The organism is Quadrisphaera sp. RL12-1S (assembly GCF_014270065.1).
Classification (GTDB): Bacteria; Actinomycetota; Actinomycetes; order Actinomycetales; family Quadrisphaeraceae; genus Quadrisphaera.
Genome location: NZ_JACNME010000013.1, coordinates 15,476 through 33,338 on the forward strand (window position 1 = coordinate 15,476; position 17,863 = coordinate 33,338).

19 protein-coding genes are annotated in these 17,863 nt (G+C 75.8%); 13 read left to right on the forward strand and 6 right to left on the reverse strand.

What is annotated here, in order from left to right:
* Positions 1-2: 2 nt before the first annotated feature.
* The 3 genes from H7K62_RS18110 (at position 3) to H7K62_RS18120 (ending at position 3,225) form a co-directional block, all read left to right on the forward strand.
* Positions 3-1,016: a FecCD family ABC transporter permease gene (locus H7K62_RS18110; protein ID WP_222437840.1), complete on the forward strand. Its 1,014-nt coding sequence runs from the start codon at positions 3-5 to the stop codon at positions 1,014-1,016.
* 83 nt (positions 1,017-1,099) lie between these two features.
* A complete protein-coding gene (locus tag H7K62_RS18115) occupies positions 1,100-2,746 on the forward strand; it encodes a DUF2252 domain-containing protein (protein ID WP_222437841.1) in 1,647 nt (548 codons plus the stop codon).
* A 23-nt stretch (positions 2,747-2,769) separates the two neighbouring features.
* Positions 2,770-3,225: an HIT family protein gene (locus H7K62_RS18120; protein ID WP_186721190.1), complete on the forward strand. Its 456-nt coding sequence runs from the start codon at positions 2,770-2,772 to the stop codon at positions 3,223-3,225.
* 29 nt (positions 3,226-3,254) lie between these two features.
* On the opposite strand, the gene H7K62_RS18125 is transcribed toward H7K62_RS18120, so the two are convergent.
* Complete coding sequence (locus tag H7K62_RS18125; protein ID WP_370591842.1) at positions 3,255-3,881, reverse strand: LysE/ArgO family amino acid transporter; 627 nt, start codon at positions 3,879-3,881, stop codon at positions 3,255-3,257.
* 82 nt (positions 3,882-3,963) lie between these two features.
* On the opposite strand from H7K62_RS18125, the gene H7K62_RS18130 reads away from it, so the two are divergent.
* The 6 genes from H7K62_RS18130 (at position 3,964) to thpR (ending at position 10,177) form a co-directional block, all read left to right on the forward strand.
* Positions 3,964-4,887, forward strand: coding sequence for an ArgP/LysG family DNA-binding transcriptional regulator (locus tag H7K62_RS18130; RefSeq protein ID WP_186721202.1), 924 nt, complete (start codon positions 3,964-3,966; stop codon positions 4,885-4,887).
* 72 nt (positions 4,888-4,959) lie between these two features.
* Positions 4,960-5,295 (forward strand): hypothetical protein, encoded by a 336-nt coding sequence (locus H7K62_RS18135; RefSeq protein ID WP_186721204.1) that lies wholly within the window; start codon positions 4,960-4,962, stop codon positions 5,293-5,295.
* A gap of 175 nt (positions 5,296-5,470) precedes the next feature.
* Positions 5,471-6,793 carry a histidinol dehydrogenase gene (hisD, locus tag H7K62_RS18140; protein ID WP_186721403.1) on the forward strand — a complete coding sequence of 441 codons (1,323 nt, stop codon included), beginning with the start codon at positions 5,471-5,473 and terminating at the stop codon, positions 6,791-6,793.
* A gap of 61 nt (positions 6,794-6,854) precedes the next feature.
* Positions 6,855-7,931 carry an isopenicillin N synthase family dioxygenase gene (locus H7K62_RS18145; protein WP_186721207.1) on the forward strand — a complete coding sequence of 359 codons (1,077 nt, stop codon included), beginning with the start codon at positions 6,855-6,857 and terminating at the stop codon, positions 7,929-7,931.
* Between the two features lie 131 nt (positions 7,932-8,062).
* Positions 8,063-9,562 carry an NCS2 family permease gene (locus H7K62_RS18150; RefSeq protein WP_186721209.1) on the forward strand — a complete coding sequence of 500 codons (1,500 nt, stop codon included), beginning with the start codon at positions 8,063-8,065 and terminating at the stop codon, positions 9,560-9,562.
* A 51-nt stretch (positions 9,563-9,613) separates the two neighbouring features.
* Positions 9,614-10,177, forward strand: a complete 564-nt coding sequence (thpR, locus tag H7K62_RS18155) for an RNA 2',3'-cyclic phosphodiesterase (RefSeq protein WP_255480738.1) — start codon at positions 9,614-9,616, stop codon at positions 10,175-10,177.
* Positions 10,178-10,216: 39 nt separating this feature from the next.
* Here the strand turns inward: thpR and H7K62_RS24250 are convergent, their stop codons facing one another.
* The 5 genes from H7K62_RS24250 to H7K62_RS18180 all read right to left on the reverse strand — a co-directional run bounded on the left by H7K62_RS24250 (position 10,217) and on the right by H7K62_RS18180 (position 14,987).
* Entirely contained in the window at positions 10,217-11,725 is a 1,509-nt protein-coding gene (locus H7K62_RS24250) for a GGDEF domain-containing protein (protein WP_186721219.1), read from the reverse strand.
* A gap of 81 nt (positions 11,726-11,806) precedes the next feature.
* Positions 11,807-12,775: an ABC transporter ATP-binding protein gene (locus tag H7K62_RS18165; RefSeq protein WP_186721227.1), complete on the reverse strand. Its 969-nt coding sequence runs from the start codon at positions 12,773-12,775 to the stop codon at positions 11,807-11,809.
* Positions 12,772-13,587, reverse strand: coding sequence for an ABC transporter permease (locus H7K62_RS18170; RefSeq protein WP_186721235.1), 816 nt, complete (start codon positions 13,585-13,587; stop codon positions 12,772-12,774). The genes H7K62_RS18165 and H7K62_RS18170 overlap by 4 nt, the downstream gene beginning before the upstream one ends.
* A complete protein-coding gene (locus H7K62_RS18175) occupies positions 13,580-14,437 on the reverse strand; it encodes an ABC transporter permease (RefSeq protein WP_222437843.1) in 858 nt (285 codons plus the stop codon). The genes H7K62_RS18170 and H7K62_RS18175 overlap by 8 nt, the downstream gene beginning before the upstream one ends.
* Positions 14,438-14,501: 64 nt before the next feature.
* Positions 14,502-14,987 carry a GNAT family N-acetyltransferase gene (locus tag H7K62_RS18180; RefSeq protein WP_186721243.1) on the reverse strand — a complete coding sequence of 162 codons (486 nt, stop codon included), beginning with the start codon at positions 14,985-14,987 and terminating at the stop codon, positions 14,502-14,504.
* A 69-nt stretch (positions 14,988-15,056) separates the two neighbouring features.
* On the opposite strand from H7K62_RS18180, the gene H7K62_RS18185 reads away from it, so the two are divergent.
* From H7K62_RS18185 to H7K62_RS18200, 4 genes are all read left to right on the forward strand, one after another.
* Entirely contained in the window at positions 15,057-15,392 is a 336-nt protein-coding gene (locus tag H7K62_RS18185; protein WP_186721245.1) for a hypothetical protein, read from the forward strand.
* A 63-nt stretch (positions 15,393-15,455) separates the two neighbouring features.
* Complete coding sequence (gene yidC, locus H7K62_RS18190) at positions 15,456-16,352, forward strand: membrane protein insertase YidC (protein WP_186721247.1); 897 nt, start codon at positions 15,456-15,458, stop codon at positions 16,350-16,352.
* Positions 16,353-16,426: 74 nt separating this feature from the next.
* On the forward strand, positions 16,427-16,747 hold the full coding sequence (locus tag H7K62_RS18195; protein ID WP_222437844.1) for a PadR family transcriptional regulator: 321 nt from the start codon (positions 16,427-16,429) through the stop codon (positions 16,745-16,747).
* A 3-nt stretch (positions 16,748-16,750) separates the two neighbouring features.
* Complete coding sequence (locus H7K62_RS18200; protein WP_186721249.1) at positions 16,751-17,776, forward strand: hypothetical protein; 1,026 nt, start codon at positions 16,751-16,753, stop codon at positions 17,774-17,776.
* Positions 17,777-17,863 lie beyond the last annotated feature (87 nt).

Consider the following 17,863-nt stretch of genomic DNA (forward strand, 5'->3'; position numbering starts at 1 on the left):
CGGTGACAGGGCTCGCCGCGGGCCTGCGCAGGCCCGTGCGACGGCGTCCGCGCAGCGCGGTGGTCGGTGCCGTGCTCGTCGTCGTCGTCCTGCTCCTGGTGCTGGTGAGCCTGGGGCTGGGGCAGTTCCGGCTCACCCCGGGCCAGGTCCTGCAGGCGCTGGGCGGGGACGGGCTGGGGCACGTGGTGGTGGTGCGCTGGCGGCTGCCGCGCGCGCTGGCTGCCGTGGTGCTCGGGGCCGGGCTGGCGGTGGCGGGGGCCCTGTTCCAGACCGTCACGCGCAACCCGCTGGCCAGCCCCGACGTGGTGGGGCTCGCTCACGGCGCGTTCACCGGGGTGCTCGTGGCGCTCGTCGCCGGGGCTGGCAGCTGGGAGGCGCTGACGGCCAGCGCCGTCGCAGGCGGTCTCACCGCTGCCGTGGCCGTCTGGCTGCTCGCCCGCGGCGGGGTGGTCGGCGGGCTGCGGCTGGTGGTGGTCGGCATCGGGGTGTCGGCGCTGCTCGCGTCGGTCAACACGTGGCTGCTGCTGCAGGTGGAGCTCGACGTCGCGATGTTCGCCTCCGCGTGGGGCGCCGGGTCGCTGAACGGCGTCACCGCGGTGCAGGCCCTGCCCGCTGCGGTGCTCACGGCCGCGCTCGTGGTGGTGGCACTGGCGCTGTCGCGATCCCTGCGGCAGATCGACCTGGGCGACGACGTCGCCGCCGCCACCGGGGTGCGCGTCCCCGCCGTGCGGACCGCAGCGCTGCTCCTCGGGGTGCTGCTGGTGTGCGTCGCCACCGCGGTGGTGGGGCCGGTGGCGTTCGTGCCGCTGGTCGCCCCGCACGTGGCGCGGCGTCTGGCGCGCACCCCGCACCAGCCGCTGCTGCTCTCCGGCGCCGCGGGAGCGCTGCTCCTGCTGGCCTCCGACGTGGTGGCCCAGCACCTGCTGCCGGTGCCGCTGCCCGCCGGCGTGGTGACGGTCTCCCTCGGCGGCGCCTACCTCGTGCACCTCGTGGCCCGCGAGGTGCGACGGCGCTGACGTGGCGCTGACGTGGCGCTGAGGTGGTGCGGACGGGGCTCGCACGGCTCGCGCGCAGCCGTCGGGACCTGTACACCGGTGCGGTGGTCGAGACGACGGGCACCCAGGACGACGGCACCGCGACGGAGGGGCTGGAGGGCACCGCCTCCACCGCCACCCGCGAGGAGCTGTTCCAGCTGGCGCGGCGACGCGGGCTGCGCGTCACCCGCCGGATGACGCGGACGGCCCTGCTCGACCTGCTGTCGCAGGGGGCCGACGCCGAGCAGGGCGGCCCCGGCGCCCCGGACCACGGCGGTGACGGCGAGGCGCCCGCCGCCTCCCGGGTGGAGGCGTTCACGCTGCTCGCCCAGCGCCGGGCCGCCGGCGAGATGGTGCTGCTGCCGCGGCTGCTCACCGGCTCCGAGCGCCGCATCCACGTGCGCCAGACCATCCGCGAGGACCACCAGACCCGCATCGCCACCCACGACGAGGAGGCCCGGGAGAAGTTCGACAAGCTCGCCGCCTCGCCGTTCTCCTTCTTCCGCGGCACAGCGCTGCTCTTCTACCGCGACATGGCCGGGGAGGACCCGTGGATGCCGACGGTGCTGTCCGCCGGTGACGTGCACCCGGACAACTTCGGGGTGGTGCCCAACCGCGACGACGTGCCCGTCTTCGGCATCGACGACTACGACGAGGCCGCCTACGCCCCCTTCACGTGGGACCTCAAGCGCGGCGCCACCGGCTTCATGGTCGCGGCGGAGAGCGAGGGCGCCAAGGGCGAGGCGCGGCAGCGGAGCACCGCGGAGGCGTTCGTGCGCGGGTACGCCGACGCGATGCGCGCCTACGCCGCGGACGCCACCGAGGCCTTCGACGAGATGCGCCGCGACAACGCCCCGCCGCTCATCGCCGCCCTGCTCGACCACGCCGTCCGCGGCTCCCGCGCCGCCTACCTCACCAGCAAGTACCTCGACGACACCGGCCGCCGCTTCGCGCCCAGCAAGAAGATCGTGCCGGTCAGCAGCCGCCTGGCCGAGTTCCAGGAGCTGGTGGACCGCTACGTGGCCGAGAACGAGATCGAGGTGCCGCCCCGCGCGGACGGCATGCGCGTCAAGGACGTCGCCGTCCGCAAGGGCCAGGGCACCGCCTCCCTCGGGCTGGCCCGGTACTACCTGCTCATCGGGGGCGCCGACGAGAAGGGCACCGACGACCTGCTCCTCGAGGTCAAGCAGGCCCGCCGCTCCGCGCTCGCGGGCCTGGTGCCGCCCTCGGACATCAGCCCCGACGACCACGAGGACCACGCCGACCCCTCCGTGGGCGGGGACGACCCCGACGGCGGTGCCTCCGCGCGCCACGGCGCCCGCATCGCGCACGCGCAGCGCGTGGCCATGGTCAACGGCGGAGTCTTCTACGGCAGCGTCCAGCACGACGGTGACAGCTACCTGGTGCGCGAGCGCAGCTGGTACCGCGACAGCGTGGACCTCACCGGCCTGTCCGGGCAGGGGTGGCACGACTACGCCCGCGTCTGCGGCCGCGTGCTGGCCAACCTGCACGCCCGCTCCGACGAGGCCGGCCGGGTGGACCACGACGTCGAGCCGGAGATCCTCGCCGCGATGGCCCCGCTGGACCTGTTCGTGGAGGACGTCGTGGAGTTCGCCGCGGAGGCCGCCGACCGGGTGCGCACCGACCACGCCACCTACCGGCGCGACCACGCGCACGGGGCGTTCTCCAAGGTCGACCGGGTCTACCGCTGACGGCTCCTGGTCGGACCGACGCCGTGGGTGACTGGCGCGAGGACCGGGTCGGGTCAGCGCTGCGGGGTGAGAACCCCAGCGTCTTCGCGCGGCTGCCCGGAGCCTTCGCCGCGCTCGGAGACGCGCAGTTCCTGCCCGGGTACTGCGTGCTGCTCACCGACGACCCGGCGGCCACGCGCCTGTCGGACCTCGGCGCCGGTGCGCGTCGCGACTACCTCGACAGCGTCGCGGCGCTGGCCGAGGCGGTGGAGCGTGCGTGCGCAGCGGCCGACCCGGCCTTCCGGCGCGTGAACATCGAGATCCTCGGCAACGCCAGCCCGTTCCTCCACACCCACGTCTGGCCCCGGTACGGCTGGGAGCCTGACGACGTGGTCCGGCGCCCCGTCTGGGTCTACCCGGTCGAGCGCTGGCACGACCCGGCCACCGCGCGCGGGCCCCAGCACGACGCGCTGCGCCGGGCGATCGCGCAGCGGCTCTGAGCCCTGACGGCGCTCGTCGTCGTCGTGGGTCACAGGCCGAGGAGCAGCGTCACCGCCAGCGCAGCCATGACCACGGCGATCACCGCGTCCAGCACCCGCCAGGCGACGGGCCTGGCGAACAGCGGCCGCAGCAGGCGCGCCCCGAAGCCCAGGGCGGCGAACCAGATGGCGCTGCCCGCTGCGGCGCCGGCGGCGAACCACCAGCGCTCCTCGCCGTGCGTGCTGGCGATGGAGCCGAGCAGCACCACCGTGTCGAGGTAGACGTGGGGGTTCAGCCACGTCAGCGCCAGGCACGTGGCCAGCGCCGCGGCCAGTGAGGTGCTCGTGCCGCCGGTCTCCGTGCGCAGCGCGGCGTCCGCCGCCGGGCGCAGGGCGCGGCGGGCCGCGAGCACCGCGTAGCCGGCCAGGAACAGCGCGCCGGCCAGCCTCACGACGACGAGCGCCGCCGGCCACGCCTGCAGCGCCGCTCCCGCGCCGGCGACCCCCGCGACGATGAGCACCAGGTCCGACAGCGCGCACACCGCGACGACGGCGAGCACGTGCTCTCCCCGCAGGCCCTGCCGCAGCACGAAGGCGTTCTGGGCGCCGATGGCCACGATGAGGGACAGGCCGAGGCCGAGGCCCGCGGCGGCGGCGAGGAGGTGGGCGTCGCTCACGCAGGTGACGCTAGGCAGCGCTGCGGGGTGAAGTCGATCGACACCTCCTGCACGCCGTGAAGGATCGCTTAACGTCGGTCGTGTGGACCTCGACCTCGGGCAGCTGCGGGCGCTGGCCGCCGTCGTCGACGCCGGCACGCTCGAGGCGGGAGCCCGCCAGCTGCACATCACCACGTCCGCGGTGAGCCAGCGGCTGCGGGCGCTGGAGTCCGCCACCGGGCGGGTGCTCCTCGTGCGCTCGCGACCCGTCCGCCCGACGGCGTCGGGGGAGCGGGTGCTGCAGCTGGCCCGGCAGGTGTCGCTGCTGGTCGCCGACGCCTCCGCCGCCCTCGGGGCGCCTGGCGACGACGCCGAGGGTGCTGCCAGCGCTCGGAAGGCCCGACCGCCCGTGCTCCCGCTGGCCGTCAACGCCGACTCCCTCGCCACCTGGGTGCTGCCGGCGCTCGCCCACCTCGCCGGAACCGACGCGGAGGTCTGCCTCGACCTGCGTCGCGAGGACCAGGCGCGCACCGCCCGGCTGCTGCGCGACGGCACCGTGGTCGGCGCGATCACGGCGGACGCCGTCGCCGTCCCCGGCTGTTCGGTGCGCCCGCTCGGCGCCATGCGCTACCTGGCGGTGGCCGCCCCGGAGGTGGCGCAGCGCTGGCGCTCGCACCCGGAGAGCGCGCCCGTGGTCGTCTTCGACCGCGACGACGAGCTGCAGGACGACTGGCTGGCCGCGCGCGCCGGGGCGGGGGAGCGGCTCGACCCGCCGCGCCACCACGTGCCGGCGTCCGTGGACTTCTCCGAGGCCGTCCGGCTGGGGTGGGGGTGGGCGCTCCTGCCGCGGGTGCACGCGGCTGCTGACCTGTCCGCCGGGAGGCTCGTGCTCCTCGACGAGGCGCCGGTGGACGTGCCGCTGTTCTGGCAGCAGTGGAAGCTGCGCAGCCCGGCCCTGGACGCCGTGGCGGCGGCGCTCCTCTCCGCGGCGCGCACCGCCCTCGTCCCGCCCCCCACCTCCCCGTGATCATGGGCGTTCTGCGCACCACCCGCCGTGATCATGGGCGTTGTGCACACCTGCGGCACGACCGTCCCGATCGTGAGCGAGCGGCGGCTCAGCCAAGTGAGCGTGCTGCTGGTCGGTGGCGTCTTCGCCCTCCTGCTCGCTGCCGTCCTGCTCTGGTATGTGCCGATCAGGGCGGGGAACACGGGGTGCGGGGACGCCGCTGACAGCCACGCCGGTGTCGAGTGGCGCTACCTCGACGGCCCTCTGGACCCAGTCGAAGAGCAGGAGAACGCCGCCTGCAACGCCAGGGGAGAGCCTTTGTGGGTCGCGGGCCTCGCTGCTGCCGCCGTGGGAGCAGCCTCGCTGGGCGCTGCGATCGTCGTCGTCGCCGGTGTCTGGGTGCGTGACCGGCGCAGTGTCAGGTCCTGACGGTGCGCCTGGTCCTGGTGCTGAGCGCGCGCGGGTGCGCAGAACGCCCATGATCACGGGGGGTCGTGCGCACAACGCCCATGATCACGGAGGGGGTGGGGGAGCGCCCGTAGGCTTGGGGCTCGTGAGCAGTGCGACCTCCTCGACGAGCGCCCCCACGACGGCCGCAGCGGCGATGCAGCGCCTCGACCTGCGCGGCAGCCACGTCGACGCCCGCGAGCTCCGCGCCCGGATGCCGCGCGCCGAGGTGGACGTCGAGGCGGCGCTCGCCGTCGTCCGTCCCGTGGTCGACCAGGTCCGCGAGGGGGGTGCCGACGCCGTCCGCGACCTCGGTGAGCGGTTCGACGGCGTGCGCGTGGGCGCCCTGCGCGTCCCGGCGGAGGCGCTCACCGACGCCCTCGCAGCTCTGGACCCCGCCGTCCGCGCGGCGCTCGAGGAGTCGATCCGGCGCAGCCGCCTCGTGCACGCCGATCAGCGCCGCACCGACGTCGTGACGCAGGTGGTCGAGGGCGGCACGGTCACGGAGCGCTTCGTGCCCGTGCAGCGCGTGGGCCTGTACGTGCCCGCCGGCGTGGCGCCGCTGCCCAGCAGCGTGGTGATGAACGTCGTCCCGGCGCAGGAGGCCGGCGTGGAGAGCCTCGCCGTCGCCACGCCGCCGCGCCGCGGCAGCGGCCCCGACGCCGCCCTGCCCGACCCGACCATCCTCGCCGCGTGCGCGCTGCTCGGGGTGGACGAGGTCTACGCCGTCGGCGGCGCGCAGGCCGTGGCCATGCTCGCGCTCGGCGCGCGCGAGGCCGACGGCTCCCAGAGCTGCCCCCCGGTGGACCTCGTCACCGGCCCCGGCAACATCTACGTCACCGCCGCCAAGCGCCTCCTGCGCGGCGTCATCGGCACCGACGCCGAGGCCGGCCCCTCCGAGGTCGCCGTGCTCGCCGACGACACCGCCGACCCCGAGCACGTCGCCGCCGACCTCATCAGCCAGGCCGAGCACGGCGAGGCCTCCGCGGCGGTGCTCGTCACCGACAGCGCGGACCTGGCCGACGCCGTGGACGAGGCGCTGGCCCGCCGCGTGCCGGCCACCCGGCACGGCGACCGGATCGCGGTCGCTCTCGCGGGTCCGCAGTCCCTCGTGGTGCTGGTCGACGACGTCGAGGCCGGTCTCGCCGTCGTCGACGCCTACGGGGCCGAGCACCTCGAGATCCAGACCCGCGACGCGGTGAGCGTGGCGGCGCGGGTGCGCAACGCCGGCGCGGTGTTCGTGGGCGCGTACTCGCCGGTGTCGCTGGGCGACTACTGCGCAGGCTCCAACCACGTGCTGCCCACGGGCGGCACGTGCGCGCACACCGCGGGACTGAGCGTGGCGACGTTCCTGCGCGGCATCCACGTGGTCGAGTACTCCCAGGCCGCCCTGGCCGACGTCGCCCCCCACGTGCTGGCCCTCTCCAGCGCCGAGGACCTGCCGGCGCACGGCGAGGCGGTCTCCGCCCGCCTTCCCTGAGACCGCGGTCGGCGGTCCCCGGTGACGGCGTAACAGCACCGTCACCCACGGGCCGCCGCGCATGCCTAGCGTCACAGGGGTGAGCGCTGGCTTCGAGGTCCCCGTCGTCGACATCTCCTCGTACGCGACCGGTGGCACGGCCGCCGAGCGTGCGACCACCGCCGCCGCCATGGACGCCGCCTGCAGGACCGTCGGGTTCGTGCAGGTGGTGGGCCACGGCGTGCCCGACGGCGTCGCCGCCGGGCTGGCGTCCGCCATCGACGACTTCTTCGGCCTGCCGCTGGAGACCAAGAAGCTGCTGCGCGCGCCGAAGGGCGTCAACCGCGGCTACACCCCGCCCAAGAGCGAGAACCTCTCGCTGTCGCTGGGGGTGGAGGCCGCCAGCCGCATGAACGACTTCTTCGAGGCGTTCAACACCGGCGCCGCCGTGAGCGACTACCCCGACGCGCCCGTCCCGCTCGACCCGGCGCACTACCCCGAGGACCTCTGGCCCTCCGAGGAGCTGGTCCCGCGCTTCAGGGAGCGCGTCCAGGCGTGGGAACGGGAAGCGGGGAGGGTCGCCCGGACCCTCACCGACGTCTTCGCGGACGCCCTCGGCCTGGAGCCGGGCTGGTTCCGCGGGTCCACCGGCCACAGCCTCGACGTGCTGCGCATGAACAACTACGCGCTGCCGCCGGGCACGGTCGACCTCGACGGCGACCTCACCGGCATGGGCGAGCACACCGACTTCGGCATCGTCACCGTGCTGTGGGCCGACCAGGTGCCCGGCCTGCAGGTGCTCGGCGCGGACGGCGGCTGGCACGACGTCGTGCCCGCCGACGGCGCGCTGCTCGTCAACCTCGGCGACGTCATGGCCCGCTGGACCAACGAGCGCTGGATGTCGACGCTGCACCGCGTGAAGCCGCCGATCGTGGACGGGACCATCGAGCGGCGGCGCTCGGCGGCGTTCTTCCACGACGGCGACGTCGACGCCGTCATCACCGCCCTGCCCGGGACCGTCGAGGACGGCGAGGAGCCGCTCTACCCGCCGACCACCGTGGGCGAGCACATCGCTGCGAAGCTCGCGGGCTCGCGCGACCTGCAGAAGAACGCCGACGCGGCGCGCGAGGCCGCGCGCGTCCTCGCCTCCACCCGCTGAGGTGGCGCGGACGCGCGTGATCGTGGCGGGGAGGTGGCGGCGACCCTCCTCCCTCCCACGATCATGCGCATGAGCGCCACGACCAGCGCGGTGTTCGACCCGGTCACGGACTCAGGGCAGAATCCGACCACGTGGCAGACGCAGCACCCACGCCCACCAGCACGCGCGACGGGCGTTCACCCGACTCCGGCGGTCCCGGCGGCCCCAGCGGCCTCGACCGGTACTTCTCGATCACGGCCCGCGGGTCGACGGTCGGGCGGGAGGTCCGCGGAGGCTTCGCGACCTTCTTCACGATGGCGTACATCGTCGTCCTCAACCCGCTGATCATCGGCACGGCGGCGGACGCCGACGGCCGCGTGCTGGGCGTGCCCGCGGTCGCCGCCGCCACGGCGCTGGTTGCGGGCGTGATGACCCTGCTCATGGGCGTGGTCGGCAAGTACCCGTTCGCCATCGCGGCCGGGCTCGGCCTCAACGCCTTCGTGACGTTCTCGGTGGCCAAGCAGATGACGTGGGCCGAGGCCATGGGCCTGGTGGTGGTCGAGGGCATCGTCATCACCGTCCTGGTGCTGACCGGCTTCCGCACCGCGGTCTTCCGCGCCGTCCCCGCGCAGCTCAAGACCGCCATCGGGGTGGGCATCGGCCTGTTCATCGCGCTCATCGGCTTCGTCGACTCCGGCTTCGTGCGCACCCCCGCCGGCGGCGGCACGCCGCTGGAGCTGGGCGTCGGGGGCAGCCTCACCGGCTGGCCGACCGTCACCTTCGTGGTGGGCCTGCTGCTGACGCTCGTGCTCATGGCCCGCAAGGTCAAGGGCGCGATCCTCATCGGCATCATCTCGGCGACCGTCTTCGCCGTCGTCGTGGAGGCCATCACGGGCGTGGGGCCGCGCACGGCGGCCGACGGCGCCACCAACCCCTCGGGCTGGAGCCTCGTGGTGCCGAAGCTGCCCGAGCAGCTGGTGGGCACGCCCGACCTGTCCATCATCGGCGCGGTCGACCTCTTCGGCGGGTTCGCCCGCGTCGGCGTGGTCGCCGCCGTCCTCATCATCTTCACGCTGGTGCTGGCCGACTTCTTCGACACGGTCGGCACGGTCACCGGCGTGACCGCCGAGGCCGGGCTGCTCGACGCCGACGGGCAGGTCCCCGGCGTGCAGCGCGTGCTGCTGGTCGACTCCGTGGCGGCCGCGGCCGGTGGCATCGGCTCGGTCTCGTCCAACACCACGTTCGTCGAGTCGGCCGCTGGCGTCGGCGAGGGCGCCCGCACCGGCCTGGCCAGCGTGGTCACGGGCGTGCTGTTCCTGCTCGCGGTGTTCTTCACCCCGCTGGTGGAGATCGTGCCGTTCGAGGCCGCCTCGCCGGCGCTCGTCGTCGTCGGGTTCCTCATGGCCACGCAGATCCGCTCGCTCGACTGGAGCGACCTCACCATCGCCGTCCCGGCGTTTCTCACCATGGTGGTGATGCCGTTCACGTACTCGATCAGCAACGGCATCGGCGCGGGGCTGGTCTCGTACGCGCTGCTCATGGCGGTGACCGGGCGGGCGAGGAAGGTGCACCCGCTGCTGTGGCTGCTGGCGGCGCTGTTCGTCGTGTACTTCGCGATCGCCCCGATCGAGTCGCTGCTCGGCGTCCGCTGACCCCCTCCCGTCCGTGATCATGGACCTCCGAAGCACTTTCCGACCGTGATCATGGACTTCCCGAACACCATGAGGCTCTTCGTCTCCCTCGAGCCGCCGCCGGAAGCGCTGCAGCCGGTGGCGGACGCCGTCGTCGAGCTCGGCCGGGTGCCGGGGGTCCGGTGGTCGCCGCCGTCCCGCTGGCACGTCACGCTCGCCTTCCTCGGAGACCTCGACGACGACGACGTCCGCCGCCTCGCGCCGCCGCTGCGCTCCGCGGTGGCGGCGGCCGGGCCGGTGCGGCTGCGGCTGGCCGGCACGGGCACCTTCGGCACGAGCGTGCTGTGGGCGGGGGTCGCCGGCGACGTCGAGCGGCTGTCGTCGCTCGCCGCCGGCGTCGCCGGGGCGGCCCGAGCGGCCGGGCTGGGGCTCGAGGAGCGTCCCTACCGGCCGCACGTCACGCTGGCCCGCGCCGCGGGCCGCGGCGGCGCCGGTGCGCTGGGACAGCTGGCCGACCAGCTGGCCGGGGTGCGGGGGCCGACCTGGACGGCCGTCGAGGCGCGGCTCGTGCGCAGCCACACCTCCGACGGTCGCTACGAGGTGCTGGAGCACCTGCCCCTCCTGCCCCCGGCGTGACCCGGGGTGGTGGCGCGTGCCGCGACCGCCGGACCGCCGTCAGGCGAGCGCGCGGCCGGCGGCGAGACCCGGGAGCGCTGCCGGCCCGGACGCGGGCCCGGACGCCGGTGCGTCGGGCGCGCCGGTGTCGGAGCGCACGCGGTCGCGGCCGGCGGCCTTGGCTGCGTAGAGCAGGTCGTCGGCGCGCCCCAGCAGCGCGTGGAAGTCCTCGCCCGGACGCCGGTGCACCAGCCCCGCGGACACGGTGCGGGGACGGGGCACCGCCCGGCGCACGTCGTCGAGGAGGTCCTCGGCCCGCGCTACGTCGGCGTCGGCGAGGAGCACCACGAACTCCTCGCCGCCCCACCGGTAGAGCCCCGCCGTGGGGGGCAGCACGCGGCGCCAGGCCGCGGAGGCCTCGCGCAGCAGGGCGTCCCCGGCGTCGTGGCCCAGGGTGTCGTTGACGGCCTTGAACCCGTCCAGGTCCAGCACCGCGAGCGCCGCGGGGTCGCTGCCCCGCGCGAGCAGGGCGTCGGCGGCGGCGCTGCAGCGGCGGCGGTTGGGCAGGCCGGTGAGCTCGTCCCGGTGCGCCAGCTGCTCCAGGCGCAGCGCCTGGTCCGCCGCGACGCGCAGTGCGGCGTGCAGGCGGACCGTGCTCAGCACCGCGGTGAACACCGCACCGCAGCCGAGCACCAGCCAGTCGGCCGCGTGCCCGGTGGCCCCCTGCACCACCAGGGCGGCGGCGGGGAGGCAGGCGGCTGTCGGCAGCAGCACGAGCATCGTCCGGGACGCTCCCGCGGAGGTCTGGTGGGCGGTGCGCCAGGAGCGGGCGGCGGTCTCCCGCGACGAGGTCCCCGCGGTGGCGGACGCCTCCCGGGGCACGAGCGCGCACCCCGCCGCCAGCAGCGAGTAGGCGACGGCGAAGGGCACGGCGAGCCACGGCACCAGCGACGGCGGCAGCCACACCATGTTCAGCAGGTAGGCCAGGTTGCCGCCCAGGAGGAGCACCGTGGCCAGGACCACGGCGGCCGCCGGGAGCCGGGCCGTGCTCCCGCCGATCGCCGCGCGGACCACGAGCAGCAGGAGCGCCAGGTCGAGGCACAGGTACAGCAGCGAGGTGGCGGTCGCGAGGGACGGCTCCTGCGCGAGCAGCGGGCGCGCGAGCGCGGACAGCACCACCAGCGCGGGGCCGCTGACCACGATGGTCGCGTCGAGGGTGGTCCCCCGGCGCCCCACCCGGGCGCTCAGCGCCGCGGAGCGCACCAGCGCGGCGTACCCCAGCACGTAGCCGACGTGGACCAGGGGTGTCTGCGGTGGCGCGCCACCGCTGACCCACGAGCCGTAGAACAGGACGTTCGCCGCGGCGATCAGGCTCCCGCCGGCCGCCGCCCACGGACGCCGCCGGCGGCCGGCCACCACCCCCAGCAGAGCGGGGGGTGCGATGGCGATGGCCGCCACCACGAGCAGGGGCACGGCTCCTGCCGGAGCGGCGGCCACGGCGACCGCGGCGCAGGTGCAGGCGGCGGCCGCGGTCAGCTCCACGGCGGTGCCGGTCGTGCGGTGGGTCACCCCCTGCTGGTCGGCGCACGACGCACCGGCCTTGATCGCGGTACCCCGGCCGGGTGCTCGCCGGTGACGGGCGTGGAGCGGTCAGCGGCCGCGGGAGAGGTAGACGCGCCGGACGACGTCCTCCACGTCGGGCTCCTCCACGGACAGGTCCCGCACCTGCGCGCGCTCGCTGACCGCTGACAGCACCGCCGCGGCCGTGGTGGCGGAGTCGTCGAAGGCCAGCCGCTGGCGCAGCCCGCCGGCCTCGCTGCCCAGGTGCTCGGCGTACGGCACACCGTGCAGGTCGGCCGTCGGCGCGGCGAGGTCCACCACGAGCACCCGCCGGGCGCCCACCTCCTTCGACAGCCCGGCCAGCGACCCGTCGTAGGCCAGGCGCCCGTGGTCGACCAGCAGCACCCGCTCGCACAGCCGCGAGACGTCGCCCATGTCGTGCGTGGTGAGCAGCAGCGTGGTGCCGTGCGCGGCGCGCTCGGCCAGGAGGAACTCCCGCAGCCGCTGCTTGCTCAGCACGTCCAGGCCGATGGTCGGCTCGTCGAGCACCAGCAGGTCGGGGGAGTGCAGGAGCGCCGCGGCCACCTCCCCGCGCATCCGCTGGCCCAGCGAGAGCTGGCGCACCGGTGAGGAGAGGAACTCCTCCAGCTCCAGGCGCTCGACCAGCTCCGCGGTCCGCTCCCGCTCGCGCGAGGCGCTCAGCCCGTGCACCGCCGCCAGGATGCGGTAGCTCTCGGCCAGCGGCAGGTCCCACCACAGCTGCGAGCGCTGCCCGAACACCACCCCGAGCCGCCGCGCCAGCGCCCGCCGCTGCCCGACCGGCTCGAGCCCGCACGTCCGCACCGTGCCGGCGCTGGGCACGAGGATGCCCGCGAGCATCTTGATCGTGGTCGACTTGCCCGCGCCGTTGGCGCCGATGTAGCCGACCGACTCCCCGCGCTCGATGGTCACCGTGAGGTCGTCGACGGCGGTCACCTCCCGCCGACCGAGCAGCCCGGACCGCACGCGGAACGTGCGCGTGAGCCGCTCCACCTGCACCGCGGGCGTCGTCGTCGTCATCCTCCGCCTCCCTGGTAGTGCCTGACCCCGGTGCGCCAGGCCAGCGCCGCCACGGCCCACATCCACACCGCCGCGAGCGGTGCCAGCCAGCCGGCCCACCCCGGCAGCCACCCCGGGCCCGGCAGGCCCAGCAGCGCCACCACCGGCAGGTACGCCGTGAAGGCGATCGGGATGGCGAACCCGAACACCGCCACGAGCGGCTTCGCCCACACCGACGCCGGCTGCGTGGCGGCGTACCGGCCGCCGTAGACGGCGGCGGCGGTGGCCTCGGCGGCGTCGACCAGGAAGAACTGCACGCCCGCCGCCGCCACGAACACCGCGGCGAACGTCAGCGCGCTCGTGAGGACGACGACGGCGAGGAACACCACGTGCAGCGGCGTCCACGCGATGTCGTTGACGGCCACGCCCACCCCGAGCGCCACCGCGGCCACCGCGATGCGCGTGACGCGGCGCAGGCTGACGTCGCTGGTCACCAGCTGCGCGAGGAGCGGCTGGGGGCGCAGGTAGAAGACGTCGAGGGTGCCCGAGCGCAGGTAGACCGGCAGGGTGTCGAGGTGGCCGACGACGAGGTCGGCCAGGCTGAACGACAGGTCCGCGATGCCGAAGACCAGGACGACGGCGGCCAGGTCGAGGCCTCCCAGGGAGTCGACCGAGCGGAAGAGCACCAGCACCTCGGCCAGCTGGACCACGCCCACCAGCAGCGAGCTGACCAGGTCCAGCGCGAAGCCGCCGCGGTAGCTGGTCTGGCTGCGCACCCGGCTGGCCACCACGGCGCGGTAGGGCCTCCACCGCGAGGAGAGCGGCTCAGCCACCCTGCACCTCCAGCCGGTGGCGCCCCGCGCGGGTCATCAGCTGGCCGAGCACCAGCGCCACGACGAGCCAGGCCAGCTGCACCAGCAGGGCTCCCGCGGCGGCCCCGCCGGCCACGCGCCCCGACAGCAGGTCCACCGGGATCTGCAGCATGGACGGGAACGGCGTCGCCTGCGCCAGCGCGAACAGCCAGCCCGGGAAGATCGACACCGGGACGAACAGCCCCGCGAAGAAGCCCGCCACCACCATGTAGAAGACCTGCAGCCCGCGCGTCTCGACGGTCCAGAAGCCGGTCGCCGCGACGAGGTAGACCACCAGGTGCGACACGACCACCGCCAGCAGCGCGCTGAGCAGCCCGGCCCCCAGGACCAGCGGGTCCGTGGGCAGGCGCATGCCCCCGACGAGAACGGCCAGGACGACGATCGGCACCCCGCGCGGCAGCAGCGAGAACAGGGCCCGGCCGACCTCCTGCGCGGTGGTGGAGGTCTGCAGGTCGATCGGGCGCAGCAGGTCGACGGCGACGCTGCCGTCCTTGATGCGCCCCGCGAGGTCGATGCGCCCGAAGAGGTTCACCGACCCGAGCAGCGCCTGGCTGAGCCAGGCGTAGGCGATGACGGCGCGGGTGTCGTACCCGGCCAGCTCGCCACCGCCCGCGGCGACGGCGGCGGTGAGCACGCTGACCTTGAGGAAGCCGAACGTCACGTTGGCGACCAGGCCGCCGAGGGCCGCCGCCCGGTAGGTCGACCCGCGGCGCCAGCCGGCGGCGACGAGGCGCCCGTGGACGCGCAGCCAGGTCGCTGCGCCGGAAAGCGGGCCCGCCTGCGCTGGCTGCCCGTCGTGACGCACGGTCACAGGAACGTACTCCTGTGATCGCCGCGCGCCAACCCCCGATCGCCACCTCGGCGCGGCGGGGGGGTCAGAGCTCCAGCGCGTAGGTGCGGTACGTGATGTCGCGCACCCAGCCCTCGCTCTCGTAGAGGGCTTGCGCGGCGGTGTTGGTGTGCGCCGTCTCCAGGACGGCCGTCGTCGCGCCCGCGGCCCGGGCCCGCTCGGCGACGGCGCGCAGCAGCGCCCGCCCGGCGCCCCGGCCGCGGGCGGCGGGGGCGACGAAGAGGTCGTAGAGGACCCACGCCGGAGCGAGCTCGAGGGAGGCCCACGTGGGGTAGCACTGCGCGAAGCCCACGGCGGCCCCGTCGCGGGTGGGGTCCTCGGCGAGCAGGACGACGCTGTCCCCGTTCCCGATCCGCGCCGCCAGGTACGAGGTCACGTCGGCGGGGTCGCGCGGGTGCTCGTAGAAGTCGAGGTATCCGGCGAACAGCCGCGCCACCGCCTCGACGTCGTCGACGGTCGCCGTCCGCACCACGAGGCCGCCGCTCGGGACGCTGGTGGGTGTGCTGGCCATGCTCCACATCCTGGCGCGCCACCGGCGGGGTGGTTGCGGGGGAGGGGGAGCGGGCCGCACAGTGGGCGGGTGGACCAGCAGCGGCGTGCGGTGGGGCGGCTCGTCGTCGCGCTCGCCGTGCTGCTGGGGCCGCTGCTCCTGCTCGGCCCGCAGCTGGCCGACGGCCACGTGCTCGCGGGAGGGGCGCTGGTCGCGGCCGTCCTGGCGGGCTCCGCCCTCGGCGGGGGCCTGGCGGTGGTGGCGGCGGTCGCCGTCCTGCTGCTCACCGCGCCACCGCGGGCGCCCGCGGCGGTGCGCTGGCTGGCGGACGTCGTCGTCCGCCTCGAGGACCGGCCGGGACGTCCCGGCCGCACGCGCTCGCGGGCGCCGGGCGCGGGGACCTCCCCGCGCCGCCTCGCCCTCTGACCGACCGTCAGGCGACCCGGCGCGGGGGACCACCCGTCCCCCTCACCCGTCCGGAGCGTCCGCATGCCCTCGTCCTGGTCCCTGCTCAACCCCCTCGCCTGGCTGGAGTCCGCCGTGTCCGGCGTGCTCGTGGCCGCCCACGCGCTGCTCGGCGCGCTCGGGCTCGACCCCTCCTCGGGCGCCGCGTGGGTCGGCGCCGTCGTCGTCCTCGTGGTGCTGGTGCGGCTGGCGCTCCTGCCGCTCGTGCTCCGGCAGGTGCGGGCCTCGCACCGGCTGGCGCGCATCGCCCCGCAGCTGCGCGAGCTGCAGGGGCGCTACTCCCGCCCGTCCGGGCCCGGTGGGCGCCAGCAGCTGACCCGCGACCCCGCCGAGCTGGCCCGGTGGCGGGCCGAGCAGAAGGCGCTGCACGCCGAGGCCGGGGCCTCACCGCTGTCGTTCCTGCCGGTGCTGCTGCAGCTGCCGGTGATGATCGCCCTCGCGCGGGTGCTCGACGGCGCCGCCCGCGGGCACGCCGTGGGGCTGCTCACCCCTCTGCTCGCCGCGCAGGCCGGAGCGGCCACCGTGCTCGGCGCCCCGCTGTCGGGCTCGCTGCTCGGCGGCGGGGAGGGCGCGGTGCTGGCGGTGGTGCTCGTCGCGGTGGTGGCGCTGTGCACCTGGGTGACCACGCGCCGCCAGCTCACCCGGGGGACGGCGCCCGAGGCGCTGGACGGGCCGGTCGGGCAGGCGCAGCGGATGACGGTGTGGCTGGTGCCGCTGGTGATGGCCGCGACCAGCGCCGCCGTCCCGCTGGGGCTGCTCGTGTACTGGGCGAGCTCGGCGGTGTGGTCGCTCGGGCAGAGCGCTGCGCTGCTGCGGTGGCTGCCGACGCCGGGGACGCCGGCCGCCGCCGCGCGGGAGCAGCGCCTCGCAGGGCTGGGGCGTCCCGTCGAGCGGGCAGAAGTCGGCCGGCAGGCCCGCTGAGGCGCTCCCAGCGCACTTCTGCATGCCCGGCGGGACGCGGCCACCACCACTCGTCCGGCGATGTATCGTCAGGCATGGCATTGACCGAGCCTGCGGTGCTGGTGCTCACCGCGCTGGTGGGGGAGGCGCGGCACGGGTACGCGCTCATCGGCGAGGTGCAGGACCTGTCAGACGGGCGTGTGACGCTGTCGGTGGGGACGCTCTACGGCCTGCTCGACCGGCTCGCAGGAGAGGGACTCATCGCGCGCGACCGCGAGGAGGTCCACGCCGGGCGGACGCGCCGCTACTACCGCCTCACCGACGACGGCGCCGCCGCTCTGACCGCCGAGGCGGAGCGGCTGGCGCAGCTGGCCCGCGCGGCCTCGGCGCGGCTGCGCGCCGCCCGGGCGGTGTGAGCCGTGGCCGAGTCGTCGTCCTCCCGGGCCGTGCCCTCGCCGCTCGAGCGCGGCTACCGCCGGGTGCTGCGCGTGCTGCCGCGCGGCTACCGCGCGCAGTGGGAGGAGGACATGGTCGCCGCACTGCTCGACTCCGAGCAGGAGGCCGCCGCCCGGGCCGTGGCCGCCGAGGGGCCAGCGCGCCAGGACGAGGAGCGCGAGCTCGTGCTGCTGCAGCGCCCACCGCTGCGCGAGGTGGCCGGGGTGCTGGGGCTGGCGGTGAGGCTCCACCTGGCGGCTCCCTCCACCCCTGGGGCGACGGCGCGCAGCCGTGCCGTCGGTGACGCGGTGCGGCTGACGGCGCTGCTCGGACTGCTGGTGCCGGCGGCGTTCGGCGTCCAGCAGCTGGTGCTCCTGCCCTGGTGGGCGCGGCAGCCGGGGTGGTCGCAGGTCACACGGGCTGACGGCACCTGGTGGGTGGCGAGCGGCCTGGTGGCGCTGCTGACGTGGACGCTGCTCGTGGCGGGGCACCGGCGCGCGGCCGTCGGCGTGGCGCTGGCCGGCGTGGTGGCGCCCTGGGTGGCCGGGGGAGCGCAGCTCCCGCTCTGGGCGCTGCAGCCGCGCGAGCTGGTGGTGTGGCTGGTGCTGCTGGTGCCGCTGCTCTGCACGGCGGCCTGGCACCGGGACGCCCCGCCCCCGGCGAGGCGGTGGTGGTGGGCGCTGCCGGCGTCCGCGGTGGTGCTCCTCGGCCTCGCGGGTCTCCAGCTCGTCGGTGCGGTGGGCGCCCTGGACACCCCCGACCTGGTGGTGGCGGCAGCGGCCCTGGCCGTCGGGTGGTGGCGCCACGACCGCGGGTGGTGCGGCGCCGCGGTGCTGCTCGGCGGTGTGGCCCTGGTGCGCGCGCTCGCGACGCTCGGGTACCTGACCGGCCTGCCGGAGGTCTACGGGCTGGTGGGCGCAGCGGTCACCACCGCGTCCGGGCTGGTGGTCGTCGTGGCGCTGGCGCGCTGGTGGCGGCTGGCTGGGCAGGGGCGGCCCGCCCGGGTGTGACCACCGACATGCAGAAGTCCGCCCGGACCCCCGCTGAAGGGGTCCGGGCGGACTTCTGCATGTCCGGCGTCACGCGCCGGTGTGGCG

Bases quoted from the DNA above. Each gene is read 5' to 3' on its own strand.
- hisD (WP_186721403.1), top strand. From the start codon at position 5,471: ATGCAGCGCCTCGACCTGCGCGGCAGCCACGTCGACGCCCGCGAGCTC.
- yidC (WP_186721247.1), top strand. From the start codon at position 15,456: ATGCCCTCGTCCTGGTCCCTGCTCAACCCCCTCGCCTGGCTGGAGTCC.
- H7K62_RS18195 (WP_222437844.1), top strand. From the start codon at position 16,427: ATGGCATTGACCGAGCCTGCGGTGCTGGTGCTCACCGCGCTGGTGGGG.
- H7K62_RS18180 (WP_186721243.1), bottom strand. From the start codon at position 14,987: ATGGCCAGCACACCCACCAGCGTCCCGAGCGGCGGCCTCGTGGTGCGG.
- thpR (WP_255480738.1), top strand. From the start codon at position 9,614: ATGGACTTCCCGAACACCATGAGGCTCTTCGTCTCCCTCGAGCCGCCG.
- H7K62_RS18145 (WP_186721207.1), top strand. From the start codon at position 6,855: ATGCCTAGCGTCACAGGGGTGAGCGCTGGCTTCGAGGTCCCCGTCGTC.
- H7K62_RS18165 (WP_186721227.1), bottom strand. From the start codon at position 12,775: ATGACGACGACGACGCCCGCGGTGCAGGTGGAGCGGCTCACGCGCACG.